This is a genomic window from Rhodococcus sp. FG69 (assembly GCF_057808915.1).
In genome coordinates this window covers 109,020-123,081 of record NZ_JBMDIX010000006.1, presented here as the reverse complement: position 1 = coordinate 123,081, position 14,062 = coordinate 109,020, and the positions used below count along the sequence as shown (strand labels likewise).

Annotated in this window: 13 protein-coding genes; 10 read left to right on the top strand and 3 right to left on the bottom strand. The window is 64.3% G+C overall.

Annotated features, from left to right (window positions below):
* The first annotated feature begins 5 nt into the window (after nucleotides 1–5).
* The 8 genes from cobO to ACODSO_RS07240 all read left to right on the top strand — a co-directional run bounded on the left by cobO (nucleotide 6) and on the right by ACODSO_RS07240 (nucleotide 9,449).
* Nucleotides 6–626: a cob(I)yrinic acid a,c-diamide adenosyltransferase gene (cobO, locus tag ACODSO_RS07275; protein WP_068375553.1), complete on the top strand. Its 621-nt coding sequence runs from the start codon at nucleotides 6–8 to the stop codon at nucleotides 624–626.
* The gene (locus ACODSO_RS07270) at nucleotides 620–2,023 is read left to right on the top strand and encodes a cobyrinic acid a,c-diamide synthase CobB (protein WP_489036102.1); all 1,404 of its coding nucleotides are present in this window, start codon (nucleotides 620–622) and stop codon (nucleotides 2,021–2,023) included. Before cobO ends, ACODSO_RS07270 begins: the two co-directional genes overlap by 7 nt.
* The gene (locus ACODSO_RS07265) at nucleotides 2,016–2,378 is read left to right on the top strand and encodes a cobalamin biosynthesis protein (protein WP_489036100.1); all 363 of its coding nucleotides are present in this window, start codon (nucleotides 2,016–2,018) and stop codon (nucleotides 2,376–2,378) included. Before ACODSO_RS07270 ends, ACODSO_RS07265 begins: the two co-directional genes overlap by 8 nt.
* Nucleotides 2,379–2,396: 18 nt before the next feature.
* Nucleotides 2,397–3,248 (top strand): LLM class F420-dependent oxidoreductase, encoded by an 852-nt coding sequence (locus tag ACODSO_RS07260; RefSeq protein WP_489036098.1) that lies wholly within the window; start codon nucleotides 2,397–2,399, stop codon nucleotides 3,246–3,248.
* A 47-nt stretch (nucleotides 3,249–3,295) separates the two neighbouring features.
* On the top strand, nucleotides 3,296–4,960 hold the full coding sequence (locus tag ACODSO_RS07255) for a DUF7800 domain-containing protein (protein WP_489036096.1): 1,665 nt from the start codon (nucleotides 3,296–3,298) through the stop codon (nucleotides 4,958–4,960).
* A 10-nt stretch (nucleotides 4,961–4,970) separates the two neighbouring features.
* Entirely contained in the window at nucleotides 4,971–6,662 is a 1,692-nt protein-coding gene (locus tag ACODSO_RS07250; RefSeq protein ID WP_489036094.1) for an ABC-F family ATP-binding cassette domain-containing protein, read from the top strand.
* Between the two features lie 88 nt (nucleotides 6,663–6,750).
* Entirely contained in the window at nucleotides 6,751–7,935 is a 1,185-nt protein-coding gene (gene cobA / locus ACODSO_RS07245) for a uroporphyrinogen-III C-methyltransferase (protein WP_197480796.1), read from the top strand.
* A gap of 11 nt (nucleotides 7,936–7,946) precedes the next feature.
* Nucleotides 7,947–9,449, top strand: coding sequence for an MFS transporter (locus ACODSO_RS07240; protein WP_489036092.1), 1,503 nt, complete (start codon nucleotides 7,947–7,949; stop codon nucleotides 9,447–9,449).
* Here ACODSO_RS07240 and ACODSO_RS07235 read toward each other — a convergent pair.
* Entirely contained in the window at nucleotides 9,446–9,946 is a 501-nt protein-coding gene (locus ACODSO_RS07235) for a MarR family winged helix-turn-helix transcriptional regulator (RefSeq protein WP_489036091.1), read from the bottom strand. The two genes, ACODSO_RS07240 and ACODSO_RS07235, sit on opposite strands and share 4 nt — an antisense overlap.
* A gap of 104 nt (nucleotides 9,947–10,050) precedes the next feature.
* Here ACODSO_RS07235 and ACODSO_RS07230 point away from each other — a divergent pair, with 104 nt between their 5' ends.
* Complete coding sequence (locus ACODSO_RS07230; protein WP_489036089.1) at nucleotides 10,051–10,965, top strand: EamA family transporter; 915 nt, start codon at nucleotides 10,051–10,053, stop codon at nucleotides 10,963–10,965.
* Nucleotides 10,962–12,104 (top strand): DUF418 domain-containing protein, encoded by a 1,143-nt coding sequence (locus ACODSO_RS07225; RefSeq protein ID WP_489036087.1) that lies wholly within the window; start codon nucleotides 10,962–10,964, stop codon nucleotides 12,102–12,104. Before ACODSO_RS07230 ends, ACODSO_RS07225 begins: the two co-directional genes overlap by 4 nt.
* On the opposite strand, the gene ACODSO_RS07220 is transcribed toward ACODSO_RS07225, so the two are convergent.
* Nucleotides 12,090–13,319 carry a DUF2786 domain-containing protein gene (locus tag ACODSO_RS07220; RefSeq protein WP_489036086.1) on the bottom strand — a complete coding sequence of 410 codons (1,230 nt, stop codon included), beginning with the start codon at nucleotides 13,317–13,319 and terminating at the stop codon, nucleotides 12,090–12,092. The two genes, ACODSO_RS07225 and ACODSO_RS07220, sit on opposite strands and share 15 nt — an antisense overlap.
* On the bottom strand, nucleotides 13,316–14,059 hold the full coding sequence (yaaA, locus tag ACODSO_RS07215; protein ID WP_489036177.1) for a peroxide stress protein YaaA: 744 nt from the start codon (nucleotides 14,057–14,059) through the stop codon (nucleotides 13,316–13,318). The genes ACODSO_RS07220 and yaaA overlap by 4 nt, the downstream gene beginning before the upstream one ends.
* Nucleotides 14,060–14,062 lie beyond the last annotated feature (3 nt).

Below are 14,062 nucleotides of genomic sequence, written 5' to 3'. Positions count from 1 at the left end.
GGGTCATGCCACAGGGAGTCCCACTCGCAGGGTCGGTTCCGGAAGACGGACTGACAACACGCCAGCGGCGCAACCAGCCGGTTCTGGCGGTGCACACCGGGCCAGGCAAAGGAAAATCGACGGCAGCATTCGGCATGGCGCTTCGGGCCTGGAACCAGGGATTCGATGTCGGAGTCTTCCAGTTCGTGAAGAGCGCGAAGTGGAAGGTCGGCGAGGAAGCCACGTTCAAGATGCTCGGCGAACTGCACGAGTCCACCGGTACCGGTGGCGCCGTGGAGTGGCACAAGATGGGCGAAGGCTGGTCCTGGACGCGTAAGAAGGGTTCCGAGGTCGATCACGCCGCAGCGGCGGCCGACGGGTGGACCGAAATTGCTCGCCGGTTGTCGGAGGAGACCCACCGCTTCTACGTCCTGGACGAGTTCACCTACCCACTCAAGTGGGGATGGGTCGACGTCGACGAGGTCGTGGAAGTCCTGACGAACCGCCCGGGCAACCAGCACGTCGTCGTCACCGGGCGCGACGCGCCTCAGGCGCTGATCGACGCCGCCGATCTCGTTACCGAGATGACCAAGGTCAAGCACCCGATGGATGCGGGCCGCAAGGGTCAACGCGGCATCGAATGGTGACCGCCTCCGTTCCGGCAGTCGTCATCGCCGCTCCGGCATCCGGCAGCGGCAAGACGACGGTAGCCACCGGTCTGATGGGCGCCCTGCGCGCGGCCGGACGTCGGGTCGCCCCGTTCAAGGTAGGTCCGGACTACATCGATCCCGGCTACCACGCGCTGGCGACGGGACTACCCGGTCGCAATCTCGATGCCGTCATGGTCGGCGCACGGCGAATCGGACCGCTGTTCGGTCATGGCACCGCCGGGTGCGACATCGCGATCGTCGAAGGTGTCATGGGCCTGTTCGACGGAAAGATCGACATGTCGGGTGCCGCTGCCGCGTCTGCGGAAGGGTCGACGGCCGCCGTCGCTGCCATGCTCGGTGCGCCGGTCGTGCTCGTCGTGGACGCGCGCGGACACAGTCAGAGTCTGGCGGCGGTGCTGCACGGATTCTCGACGTTCGACTCGTCGGTCCGGATCGGCGGCGTCATCCTCAATCGAGTCGGGAGTCCTCGCCACGAGGAAGTACTTCGACAGGCCTGCGAACGTGTGGGAGTTCCGGTGCTCGGTTCACTTCCCCGGACGGCCGAACTCGCCGTTCCGTCACGCCATCTCGGGCTGATCACCGCACTCGAGCACGGCGGGCGCGCACGCAGTGCAGTCGATGCCATGGCTGAACTTGTCCGAACCCATGTCGACCTGGGTGCGATCGAGGCTCTGGCGCGTTCCGCGGTCACCGACACCGCGTGGGACGCGGAAGACGAAGTCGGCGGGCGTCACGACGGTTCGCCTGTCGTCGCGATTGCGGGCGGGCCTGCGTTCACGTTCGGATACGCCGAGCACGTCGAGTTGCTACGAGCGTCGGGGGCCGAGGTCGCAGTGTTCGACCCGCTCACCGATGCGCTGCCCGAGCACACTGCGGGAGTGGTGATTCCAGGCGGATTTCCCGAAGAGCACGCGGAGGCCCTTGCGGCGAACACTGCCTTGCTGAGTGGCGTGCGGGACGCTGCCTCCCGCGGCATTCCGATCCACGCCGAATGTGCCGGTCTGCTCTACCTGGCTCGGAACCTGGACGGGCACGCGATGGCCGGCGTGATCGACGCCGACGCTCGTTTCGGATCCGTTCTGACTCTCGGGTATCGCGACGCGGTCGCACTGGAGACTTCTGTGCTCTTCGAAGCAGGCCAACGGGTGACTGGCCACGAATTCCACCGAACGATGCTGGTCGACAGCGATGGTGCGCACAGTGCTCCGGCATGGGGATGGCGACGAACGGGTCCGGGCGCTGGCGTCGTTCGCGAAGGTTTCGTGCAGGGCGGCGTCCATGCGTCGTACCTGCACACCCACCCCGCCGGAAATCCTCGTTCGATCGGGCGATTCGTGAGTGCGTGCGCGCGCTATTGCAGCCTCGATGCCTGAACGGGTGGTGCTCGGCCTCGGTATGACGAGTTCGGCCACGTCGGGTGACTGCCTCGCCGTGTTCGACGAATTGTCGTCTCGGGACTGGGCGGTGGTTGCGGTCTCGACCCTCGAAGGGAAACAACCACAGGCGCAGTCGGTCGCCGACGCGCTCGGCGTCCCGTTGCACGTATGGTCGGCCGAGCGATTGAGTCGGGTGAACGTACCTCATCCCTCGGACCGAGCGCGGGCCGAAACAGGCACCTCCAGCGTCGCCGAGGCCGCGGCCATTCTCGCGAGCGGCGGCGGTGAGCTGATACTGGGTAAGACGAGTTCGCGAGGTGTGACGCTCGCCGTTGCTTGCGTCGTAGACTAGAACACGTTCTAATATTGCATGCGCTTCGGACTGGTCCTGTTCACCTCGGATCGTGGAATCACACCCGCCGCTGCCGCTGCTGCGGGTGAACGGCTCGGCTTCGCGTCGTTCTACGTTCCCGAGCACACCCACATCCCGGTCCGGCGCGAGGCCGCGCATCCTCAGACCGGTGATGCATCCTTGCCTGACGATCGCTACGCGAGAACCCTCGACCCCTGGGTGTCGCTGTCGACTGCGGCCGCAGTCACCTCGACCATCCGCCTCGGCACGGCCGTCGCCATTCCCGTCGAGCATGATCCGATCACGTTGGCGAAGTCGATCGCCTCGCTCGATCACCTCAGTGGCGGCAGGGTCAACTTCGGCGTCGGGTTCGGTTGGAACACTGACGAACTGGCCGATCACGGTGTCCCGGCGGGGCGTCGACGTACCATGCTGCGCGAGTATCTGGAAGCCATGCGTTCGTTGTGGTCGAACGAGGAAGCTCGGTATCACGGCGAGTTCGTGAACTTCGGTGCCAGTTGGGCGTGGCCGAAACCTGTTCAGGGCGGTGCGATTCCCACACTCGTCGGCGCAGCGGGAACAGACAAGAACTTCGCATGGATCGTGCGTTCGGCGGACGGCTGGATCACCACGCCGGGGGAGCGGGACATCGAGTCGAGGGTGTCCACACTGCACTGTCTGTGGGAGGAGGCCGGCCGCGACGGGAAGCCGCAGATCGTTGTGCTCGATTTCAAGCCCGACGATGCCAAACTCGACCGTTGGCGTGAGCTGGGCGTCACCGAAGTGGTGTATGGGATGCCCGACAAATCGGAGGACGAGGTTCTTGCGTATCTGGAGCGGCTTGCAGGCAAGCTGCTCGCACGTCTGTGACCACCGACAGTAGCGCGCCGGCCCTCGGTAGGGGCATCGTGTGAACAATGACGTCGTCCATGCCCTTGGTTCTCGGTCCGCTCGTGCGTTACGTCGGCGCACACGACGCAACGTTCTGGTTCGAGTTCGACGGGCCGGGAACAGTGCAGGTCACCACAGACGCGGGCGTCCACGCTGAAGCGCCGACGTGGGGAGTTCACGGGCACCACTACGCGCTCGTTGCGTTGACCGATCTGCCCGAAAACACCGCAATCACCTACGATGTGGCATTCGACGCTCAGGTGGTGTGGCCGGAGGCGGGCAAGACTGCCGCAATTCACACCATCGACCGCGACGGCCCGGTCACCTTCGCTTTCGGCTCGTGCCGACGCGGAGACAACTACGGTGACGAGTCACTGCAACGAATCGGTGCGGACGCGTTGGCCGGGCTCGGAACGAGAATGGCCCACCAGGATCCGAGCGAGTGGCCACAGGCCTTGCTGCTGCTCGGTGATCAGGTGTACGCCGACGACCCGTCACCGGAGATCATCGAGCGTGTGCGGGCGCGCAGGGCGTCGGGCGCCGGGCCGGCCAGCGCCCGTGGCACCGATGCGGAAGACGAGATCTGCGACTTCGAGGAGTACTCGTGGCTCTACCACGAGTCCTGGGGGGTCGAACCGGTACGAACGTTGCTGGCCAGCGTGCCCTCGTGCATGATCCTCGATGACCACGACCTGCGCGACGACTGGAACTCGTCGGCGTCGTGGCGCAGGGACATCGAGACGAGGCCGTGGTGGAAGGACCGAGTCGTCGGTGCCTTCTCGTCGTACTGGGTCTATCAGCATCTCGGTAACCTGTCGCCGGACGAACTTGCCAGTGACGGGTTGTACGAGGCAGTTCGCACGGCAGCGTCGGATTCCGATCGCGAAAGTGTGCTTGCCGACTTCTCGCTGCGCGTCGACGCCGTTCCCGACACCGGACGGTGGAGCTTCTACCGGGACTTCGGCGATACCCGTCTGGTCATGATCGACTCGCGTTGCTCACGGGAACTCGATCCGGCCAATCGCGCGATGGTCGACGACGTCGAGTGGGCATGGGTGCGGGAGCGAGCGCTGGAGGCATCGCCGCGGCACTTGCTTTTCGGCTCCTCGCTCCCGTACCTGATGCTCCCTGCGCTGCACCACCTCGAGCAGTGGAACGAGGCGGTGGCACAGGGGAGTTGGGGCAAGCGCGCGGCGAAAGTAGGGGAGAAGCTCCGCATCGAGCTCGATCTGGAACACTGGGCCGCCTTTGGAAAGTCGTTCGCGGACATGGCAACCCTGACGCGGGAATTGTCCCGGAGTGACACCGCACCGGCAACCATCATGTGGCTTTCGGGTGACGTGCATTGCTCGTACGTCGCCCGAGCGGAGTTCGGCGTCGGCGGGCAAGTGCCGGCGACATATCAGCTCACGATGTCACCGTTCCGCAATCCCCTGAACCTGCCGATCCGCGCCGTGAACCGTCTGGCGATCAAGAAGCCCGTCGCGTGGATGCTCGCTCGGCTCGCGCGGGCGGCGAAAGTGGCACCGCCGGACGTGACGTGGGGTGCCGAGGCGGGCCCATGGTTCGACAACGGAGTCATGCTGTTGACCACGGATGGCGATACCGCGCGTCTGCGCGTCGAGCACGCGCACGTCGACGCAGGGGGTACGCAGACACTGAACACCACTCATGCGATGACGCTGGCATAGATTCGTAGTTGTGGCCCACCTCGAATTGACCGACATCGACTACTTCCTGCCCGACGGCAGGCAGCTCCTCAGCGGGGTCGGTTTCCGCGTCGGTGACGGTGCGAAGACCGCACTGATCGGACCGAACGGAACCGGCAAGACCACGTTGACGCGGATCATCGCCGGCGACGTCTCGCCCGAAGACGGTGGCGTGACGCACTCCGGTGCCCTTGGGGTGATGCGGCAATTCGTCGGACAACTTCGCGACGATTCGACGGTTCTCGATCTGCTGCTGTCGGTGTCTGGACCTGCCGTTCGCAGGGCCGCGAGGGCTCTCGACGATGCCGAGAACGCGATGATCGAGACGGACGACGAGAAGACGCAGCTCAAATATGCAGCGGCACTGTCCGACTGGGGAGATGTCGGCGGCTACGACCTCGAGCCGTTCTGGGACAAGGTCACGATGTCCGCGCTCGGCACGCCGTTCGACTCGGCGAAGTGGCGTGCAGCGGCGACGCTGAGCGGCGGCGAACAAAAGCGTCTGGTGCTCGAAGCGTTGTTCGCCGGTAGCGATCAGCTCCTCCTGTTGGACGAGCCCGACAATTACCTGGACGTCCCGGGAAAGCGGTGGTTGGAGAAAACGATTCGTGAGTCGGACAAGTCTGTTCTGTTCATCAGTCACGACCGCGAATTGATTGCCAACGCTGCCACCCGAATCGTGACTCTCGAGCCGGGCATCAACGGCGCGACGTCGTGGGTGCACGGCGCTGGATTCGATACCTATTACGACGCGCGCGACGATCGGAACGCTCGCCTCGACGAACTGCGAAGACGATGGGACGAAGAGCGCGTGAAGCTCCGTGCGCTCGTGCTTCGTCTGCGTGAGAAGGCTAAGTTCAACGACGGTGTCGCGGCGCGCTACCACGCTGCCCAGACGCGCCTCGCTCGGTTCGAGGACGCGGGCCCACCTGAAGCAGTGCCGCTGAAGCAGAACGTGACCGTACGACTGCACGGAGGCCGGACTGCCAAGCGCGCACTCGTGTGTACCGGGCTCGAGATGACCGGCCTGATGAAGCCTTTCGACGCCGAGATCTGGTTCGGAGACCGTGTCGCCGTGCTCGGTTCCAACGGCTCGGGCAAGTCGCATTTTCTCCGCCTCCTCGCCTCGGGCGGTACCGATCCGGAACGCGAGCACGAGCCGGTCCAAGAACTCGCGCTCGCCCCGGTTCCGCACACCGGTACCGCTGTCCTCGGTGCCCGTGTTCGTCCTGGACTGTTCGCACAGACTCATACCCGTCCCGATCTGACCGGAAAGACCTTGCTCGACATCCTTCATCTCGGCAATGAGCACCGCGACGGGATGGGACGGGAAGCTGCAAGCCGAGCCCTCGACCGCTACGGCCTCTCGCGTGCCGCGGAACAGCTGTACGACAACCTCTCGGGTGGGCAGCAGGCTCGCGTGCAGATCCTTCTCCTCGAGCTCTCGGGAGCAACCTTGCTGTTGCTCGACGAGCCGACCGACAACCTCGACCTGTTGTCGGCTGATGCACTGCAGGATGCGATCGCTGCGTTCGAGGGGACCGTGATCGCGGTGACGCACGATCGGTGGTTCGCGCGCAGTTTCGAACGGTTTCTCGTATTCGGGTCCGATGGACGCGTCTACGAATCCGATGAGCCCGTATGGGACGAAACACGTGTAATGCGCGAGCGCAGCCTGCGGTAGCGTTTGCGCCGTGCATTCCCCTGACTCCGATCCGACCGACTCCGATCCGACCGACTCCGATGCGACCGATTCGCCCTATCTCGTCGGCCTGAATCTGTCGGGTAAGCGTGTCGTCGTGCTCGGTGGTGGCACGGTCGCGCAGCGACGCCTGCCGTTGTTGATCGGTTCCGGCGCGCTGGTGCACGTCATCACGAGGGAAGCAACGCCTGCTGTAGAGGCGATGGCTACCGGCGAGCAGGTGACGCTCGAGCTGCGCGACTATCGCAGCGGCGACCTGGACGGAGCGTGGTACGCGATCGCCTGCACCGACGAGGCGGACACCAACGCGGCCATCGTCGCCGAGGCCGCGCGTTCCAGAATCTTCTGCGTTCGCGCCGATGTCGCTCGCGATGGCACTGCAGTCACCCCCGCTTCGGCGGACTACGACGGACTGACGCTGGGTGTTCTCGCAGGAGGCGAGCATCGGCGATCGGCGGCCGTCCGCAATGCAGTCTTGGAAGCGCTGCAGTCAGGTGTGATCACCGATACTGCCCATGTTCCGCACACCGGCGTCGCCCTTGTCGGTGGAGGCCCCGGTGACCCGGATCTGATCACCGTGCGCGGCAGGCGACTGCTTGCCTACGCCGACGTGGTCGTCACCGATCGTCTCGCGCCACCCGAACTGCTCGCTGAGCTGGGACCGCACGTCGAGGTGATCGATGCGTCCAAGATTCCCTACGGGCGCGCCATGGCTCAGGAGGCGATCAATCAAGCGCTCATCGACCGCGCGCGGGCAGGAAAGTTCGTCGTTCGACTCAAGGGCGGCGACCCGTACGTGTTCGGCCGTGGGTACGAGGAGCTCGAGGCCCTGACCGACGCCGGGATTGCAGTGACGGTGGTGCCTGGAATCACGAGTGCGATCTCGGTACCGTCCGCCGCGGGCGTCCCTGTGACCCATCGCGGTGTCACTCACGAGTTCGTCGTGGTGAGCGGGCACGTCGCGCCCGATCATCCCGACTCTCTCGTCGACTGGGATGCACTTGCGCGGTTGAAGGGCACGATCGTGCTGCTGATGGCTGTGGAGAGAATCGACAAGTTCGCGGAAGTTCTGATCCAGGGGGGCCGCCCGGCGACGACGCCGGTACTCGTCGTCCAGGAAGGAACGATGCGCACCCAGCGTGAAGTGCGCGCGGATCTGTCCACGGTTGCGCAGCGAGTGAAGGACGAGGCGATACGTCCGCCCGCGATCGTCGTGATCGGAACCGTTGCTGGTTTTTCCGTGGACTCTCGGTAACGTGAACTCCCGTGCCTGACCACTCGCAGCCCGCAGCGCCGTCCACTCAGATCGTCTATCCGGTGACGACCCGGGCATTCGGCCTGGCAATCATCGTGCTCAGCGGTTTGCAGTTGATGGTGGTGCTCGATGGAACGGTAGCCAACCTTGCGCTTGCGCCTTTGCAAGCCGACCTCGGTTTGAGCGACGCAGGGCGCAACTGGGTGCTGACCTCGTATGCGTTGGCGTTCGGTGGACTCATGCTGCTCGGTGGGCGATTGGGCGACGCCTTCGGTCGAAAGAAGATGTTTCTCGGCGGCGTCATCCTGTTCACCATCGCGTCGCTGCTCTGTGGTCTGGCAGTGAACGAGGCGACACTTGTGGCGGCGCGGGCCTTGCAGGGCGTCGGTGCCGCGGTGGCGTCCCCGACGGCTTTTGCGCTGGTGGCAACAACGTTCGCACCAGGTCCAGTGCGCAATCAGGCCATAGCGATCTACGCCGCGATGACCGGTGTCGGCTCGATCGCAGGTCTGATCATCGGCGGAGCTTTGACTCAGGTGTCGTGGCGCTGGATCTTCCTCATCAACGTGCCGATCGGGATCATCATCGTCATCCTGGCTGTGGTGTCGCTCCGAGAGACTGCAGGTGTTCGGCTCACCCTCGACTTCCCCGGCGCAATACTCGGCACACTCGGATGCACGGGTGTCGTGCTCGCGTTGAGCGAGGGAACCGAACTGGGGTGGCTCAGTCCCCTGGTGCTCGGATCTCTCGTTGCAGGTGTGGTGTTGCTCGGGCTGTTCCTCGTCGTCGAACGCCGGGCCGACAACCCGTTGCTGCCGTTCTCTCTGTTCGCGGACAGGAATCGCGTCGCCACGTTCGTTGCAATCTTCTTCGCCGGCGGCGTGATGTTCTGCCTCGCCGCGTTCGTCGCACTGTTCGTTCAGGACATTCTCGGTTACAGCCCGCTGTCCGCCGGCCTCGCGTTCGTGCCGTTCGCTTTCGGCCTCGGGGCGGCGGCGTTCATCACCTCGCAACTCGCCGTACGGGTGCAGCCGCGCTGGTTGGTGATGGCAGGCGCGGCGATCATGGTCGGATGGCTGCTGTTCTCGGTGGCGACCATGAATGCAGATTCGTCGTACTTCCCGGGCATATTCTTCCCGGTCATCGGTATCGGATTCGGTGTCGGCATGGCATCGATACCACTTCCGCTGTGCGCTATCGCAGGGGTCCCGGCTACCGAGATCGGGCCGCTGACGGCCATCGCACTCGTCGCCCAGACTCTCGGTGGACCGGTTGCACTGGCGATCGTCGGCGCGCTGACCACCTCACGCACACTGTCCCTCGGCGGGACGACCGGACCAGCCACCCTGATGAACGATGTCCAGTTGGACGCTCTGAGCTCGGGCTACATGTTCGCGCTCTTCTGCTGCGCGGTCTGCGCTGTCGTTGCAGGCCTCGCGGCCTTCTTCATCCGGTTCACTCCGCAGCAGGTAGCCCAGGCGCAGGCCGCCCAGGAAGACGCGCAGTCGTCCTAGGGCTCGACCGTGTCGCCCAGCGAGATCAGAAGTTTGCGTAGCAGTCGGTCCAGCTCGGTGCGTTCTGCAGGTTCGAGACCGGCGACTAGACGCGCCGCGTTCGCCACGTGGCCGTCGACTACTCGCTCCACCAGTTCGTGACCTGTCGCGGTCAGGGTGATCAAGACGCTGCGGCGGTTGTTCGAATCGGTTTCGCGGGTTACCAGTTTCTTGTCCACGAGCCGGTCCACGCGGTTGGTCATGGCAGCGGAGCCGACCATCGTCCGCGCAACGAGGTGTTTCGGAGTGAGCGTGTAGGGAGCGCCGGAACGGCGCAGTGTCGCGAGCACGTCGAATTCCCAGGGCTCCATGCCCTGGGCTACGAAGTACTCGCCGATATCGTGCCCTACCAGGCTCGACGCTCGTGAGAGTCGTCCGACCACGCCCATGGGGGATGCATCCATCTCGGGCCGTTCGCGCTGCCATTGCGCCAGGAACGAATCGACTGCGTCGGTCACCGGTCCTCCAGAAAAGATTCGACGTCGAACTGTTTGACGAACCGTAGCACCTGTCTTACTCTCTCGATGTCATATTATTCGATATCGAAATATTCGGAGCAAGCATGGACTTGTCATCATCTGTTCGCAATTCGTTGATCACTGTCGTCGCGCCGGCCGTCTGGGGGAGTACCTATCTCGTGACGACCGAGCTATTGCCGCCGGATCGACCGCTGTTGGCTTCCGTGGTACGTGCGCTGCCCGCGGGGCTGATCCTGGTCGCCCTCGGGCGCGCGCTACCTCGCGGACACTGGTGGTGGCGCGCCCTGGTGCTCGGGATCCTCAATATCGGCGCCTTCTTCTACTTCTTGTTCGTTGCTGCCTACCATCTGCCGGGTGGTGTCGCAGCGCTCGTCATGAGTGTCCAGCCGATGATCGTGCTTTTCATGGGAGCCGGACTGCTCGGTGCGCGAATACGGGCTGTGCATATCTACTCGTGCATCCTCGGCGCCGTCGGTGTCGGACTCCTCGTAGTACAGCCGGGCGCAGGCCTCGATCACGTCGGCGTGTTCGCCGGTCTGGCGGGCGCTGCAAGTATGGCTTCGGGCATCGTGCTCACCAAGCGATGGGGCAGGCCCGACGGTGTGGGCGTGCTGACATTCACCGGCTGGCAGCTCACTGTGGGCGGCGCAGTCCTGTTGCCGTTCATGGCGATAGGCGAAGGTCTTCCCAGAGTCGTTACAGCAGAAAACTTCTCGGGGTTTCTGTATCTCAGTGTGATCGGTGCGTTGCTTGCGTACGCAGTGTGGTTTCGTGGAATCGAGAAGCTTCCTGCCCTCGCCGTATCGTTTCTGTCTTTCGCCAGCCCGCTTGCCGCAGCGCTGCTGGGCTATCTGGTTCTGGGCCAGTCGCTCTCGACGGTTCAGCTGATCGGCGCTGCCATCGTCGTCGGGGCCGTGATCATCGTGGTGGCAGCAGGTTCGCATCCGTCGAAAGGAGGACGCGGCACAGTGGGGATCGCCACTAGCGTCGAGGTGTGACGGCCGATGCGCGCTACCGATCTCTCGATGTCCTTCGCGGAATTGCGATACTAGGCACGCTGGGAACCAACGTATGGATCTTCACCAGTGGCTCCGGGCTGGTCGGCTACCTCGATACGCTGGGAACTGCGCAGGGCGGCTGGGGCACTGCCGAGCGGGTGCTTCAACAACTGGCGCAGGGCAAGTTTCTGGGCCTGCTGACGATCATGTTCGGAGTCGGTTTGGCTATCCAGCAACGGTCGGCACTGCGAAACGATCTGCGGTGGCCAGGGCGCTATCCGCTCCGAGCTGGACTGTTGTTCGTGGACGGGCTGCTGCATTTCGTTCTGTTCACCGAGTTCGACGTGTTGATGGGATATGCGATCACCGGCCTCGTCGTGGCATACGTGCTCGTGACAAACGAACGAGCACAACGGAGATGGATGATATCTGCGGCGGTGGTCCATGTGCTGCTCGTTACCGCAGTCGCCGCCGCAATCCCGACGCCGGCGCCCGGTACGTCAGGCGCGTCTTTGTCTCCGAACCTGTACGCAGACGGTTCCTTCTGGGAACTGATGGTCTTTCGCCTCGACAACGCGCTGGCGTTCCGGGCCGAGACCATTCTGATCCTGCCGATGTCGATCGCCCTCTTTCTGCTGGGCGCGAGGTTGTTTCGAGCAGGTGTTCTCGGCGAGGAGGGGGCCGATCTCCGCAGGCGCCTTGTCCTCGTCGGTCTCGTCGCTGTACCGGCGGACTTCGTCGTGGGAATGTTCGGCTCCAGCGCGGGAATCATCGTGTCCCGCTACCTTCTCGCCCCATTGGTGTCGCTGGGAATTCTTGCCCTCGTCGCACAGCACTACATCGGGCGCTCGCGCGTGAGCGTGATGACCGGACGGCTGTCGGAGATCGGCCGGATGGCATTGTCCTGCTACGTTCTTCAGAACGTCGTGGCGTCGATTCTGTGCTACGGCTGGGGTTTCGGCCTCGCGATCAGGCTCGACACCGGTTTGCTGCGGGTTCTGGGAACTATCTCGGTCTACATCGTCGCCGTCGGCTGTGTCAGCGCCTTCGCGCATGTATGGCTGCGCCGGTATCAGCGCGGCCCGATCGAGTGGTTGTGGAACTACTCGTTCGAGAGGATTCCGCTACGTACTTCGTAGGTCGGCTTCGTCGGCGGCCGCGTGGCCGGACTCCCATCCCTCGGCGTCGAGCCTCGGTCCTCGCATCGTTCTGACCCGGGGAAACAGTCGGTCGAACTCTTCTTCCACTGCCACGGTCTGGGCTGCAAGCATCGGCAGCAACTGCTCCGACCGCGTCGACGCCTCCTCCAGTGCATTCGCGTCCACCTCGGCGAGCCGTTCACCGATCCTGATCGCGTACGCATACAGAAAGGCCTTGCCGAATGCGGCAGAGGCAGAGCCTTTACGGTGCTTGGCCTTCGGTGAGTGCGCGAGAGCGCGGGTTGCCTGGATGAGCAATGACGTGAATAGAACTTCGGTCTGCTCCACGTCGACGGGTGAACCTACGAGTGTGGCAACCGCGAACCCTGGATCCCAGATGGTCTTCACTCGATTGACCGTGCTGACCCCATGCAGCAGCTGTGCTTTCGGTGGGGCGTGGGGATTGTCCACATGCAGTCTTCGGCTGACGACATCGACGTTTCCCTCCGCCAGCAGTAGGGAATCGATGGAGTATCTCGTCATCAACTCCTGGGCCTTGGCGGTGAGTGTTTCGGCCTCTTCGTCGAAGTCGGTGGCGTCGGCTTTCGCGAGCAATCCGCGTATGCGGACCAGCACCTTGTCGTTCGGCGATCGAGCACCTGGAACGTGTCGGTCGGTTCGGGGCGCTCGCCGTGTCGGCCATTGCGAGGGAAGAGGACCGATCTGCGGCCACCGGGGTAACGACTGCCACTGGCCGAGCAGAGTGAGAACGGTGACCCATTGATTGCTGGCGGCGATGTAGTCCCACCGCCGATCCGGCCTCGGCAACGCAGCAAGAAAGCTGGGGGAGGTGTCCACGGTGGCCGCCGCTGCGGGATACAGAGCGCAGATCTCCGACAGCTGACCGACCCAGTACTCGGGCGCCCGGTCGTTCGCGGCCGTCAGGTCGGATTCGTGCAGGATCGCTGCGGCGGCAAGCGAGGACACGGACGTGGTGTTCTGTCGCCGAACGACGTGCAGGAGATCGAACGGTTGCCAGCCGTTCTCGTACATTGTGGTGATCATGTTCGTCAACGCGAGGGAACCCAACGCCTGGGCGTCGAACTCTTCGAGTCCGACAAGCTGGTCGGCGACCTCGTCGACGAGTCGGTGATCCTTGCTGCGGCCGCTCGCAGCGTCTGCGCCCTGACGTAGCAGACCCGGTACCGGATTCATTCGGTCAGCACGATCAATTCGGTGGGGGAGGCGGCTTCGACCCGCAGCCCTGCCTTCGACGCAATCCGCGCCAGGGCTCGCACATCCTTCGGCTCGGCCGTCGTCAAGGTCAGAGCGCGTGCGAGCAGCCCCTTGTGGTGTTTGTTGAAGTGACTGACCACGGACCTGCTTCCGTCCGGCTTTTCGGTCAGAACAGTTGCGGAGATGGCGCCAGGGACGGGACCGAGTTGTTGGTAGGTCCCCGACCTCAGATCGACGACGAGTCCATCCGCCTCACCGGTCAGTGCTTCCGTCAGCTCCGGCTTCCAATGGGATCGGAGGGTTCCGAAGCCGGGGATTTTCGACGTGCCGGACAGACGATACGACGGAATGGGGTCATAGGCGCGCACGGCGCCGAACAACGCCGAACCGATCCACAGGCGCTCCGCAGCGCGGGCGCGGCCGGCTTTGGTGAACGCACGGGCGTCGAGCGCGTCGTAGAGCACCCCGGTGTAGCGGCTCAGCGCAGGAGTGGTGGGCGAGGTCCACAGCGCCACGTTGCGTTCGATCTCGTCGGCCTGCGTCGGCCCGAGCCCCAGGGCCGCACTCGATGCGTCGACGTCACCGGCGAGTTCGACGAGCGCATCTGCCAGCTTCTGCCGAAGTGGAGTCAGCGCGGAAAGTGACAGACCGTGCAGATCGAGAGGAGAGCCGTCGCCGCCGTCGGACTTCGTTTCGGAGGGAGGAAGCAGGATCAGCACGGG

Coding starts and splice junctions, on each gene's coding strand:
- ACODSO_RS07230 (WP_489036089.1), top strand. CDS start 10,051: ATGGACTTGTCATCATCTGTTCGCAATTCGTTGATCACTGTCGTCGCG.
- ACODSO_RS07255 (WP_489036096.1), top strand. CDS start 3,296: ATGACGTCGTCCATGCCCTTGGTTCTCGGTCCGCTCGTGCGTTACGTC.
- ACODSO_RS07220 (WP_489036086.1), bottom strand. CDS start 13,319: ATGAATCCGGTACCGGGTCTGCTACGTCAGGGCGCAGACGCTGCGAGC.
- ACODSO_RS07270 (WP_489036102.1), top strand. CDS start 620: ATGGTGACCGCCTCCGTTCCGGCAGTCGTCATCGCCGCTCCGGCATCC.
- ACODSO_RS07260 (WP_489036098.1), top strand. CDS start 2,397: ATGCGCTTCGGACTGGTCCTGTTCACCTCGGATCGTGGAATCACACCC.
- ACODSO_RS07265 (WP_489036100.1), top strand. CDS start 2,016: ATGCCTGAACGGGTGGTGCTCGGCCTCGGTATGACGAGTTCGGCCACG.
- cobO (WP_068375553.1), top strand. CDS start 6: ATGCCACAGGGAGTCCCACTCGCAGGGTCGGTTCCGGAAGACGGACTG.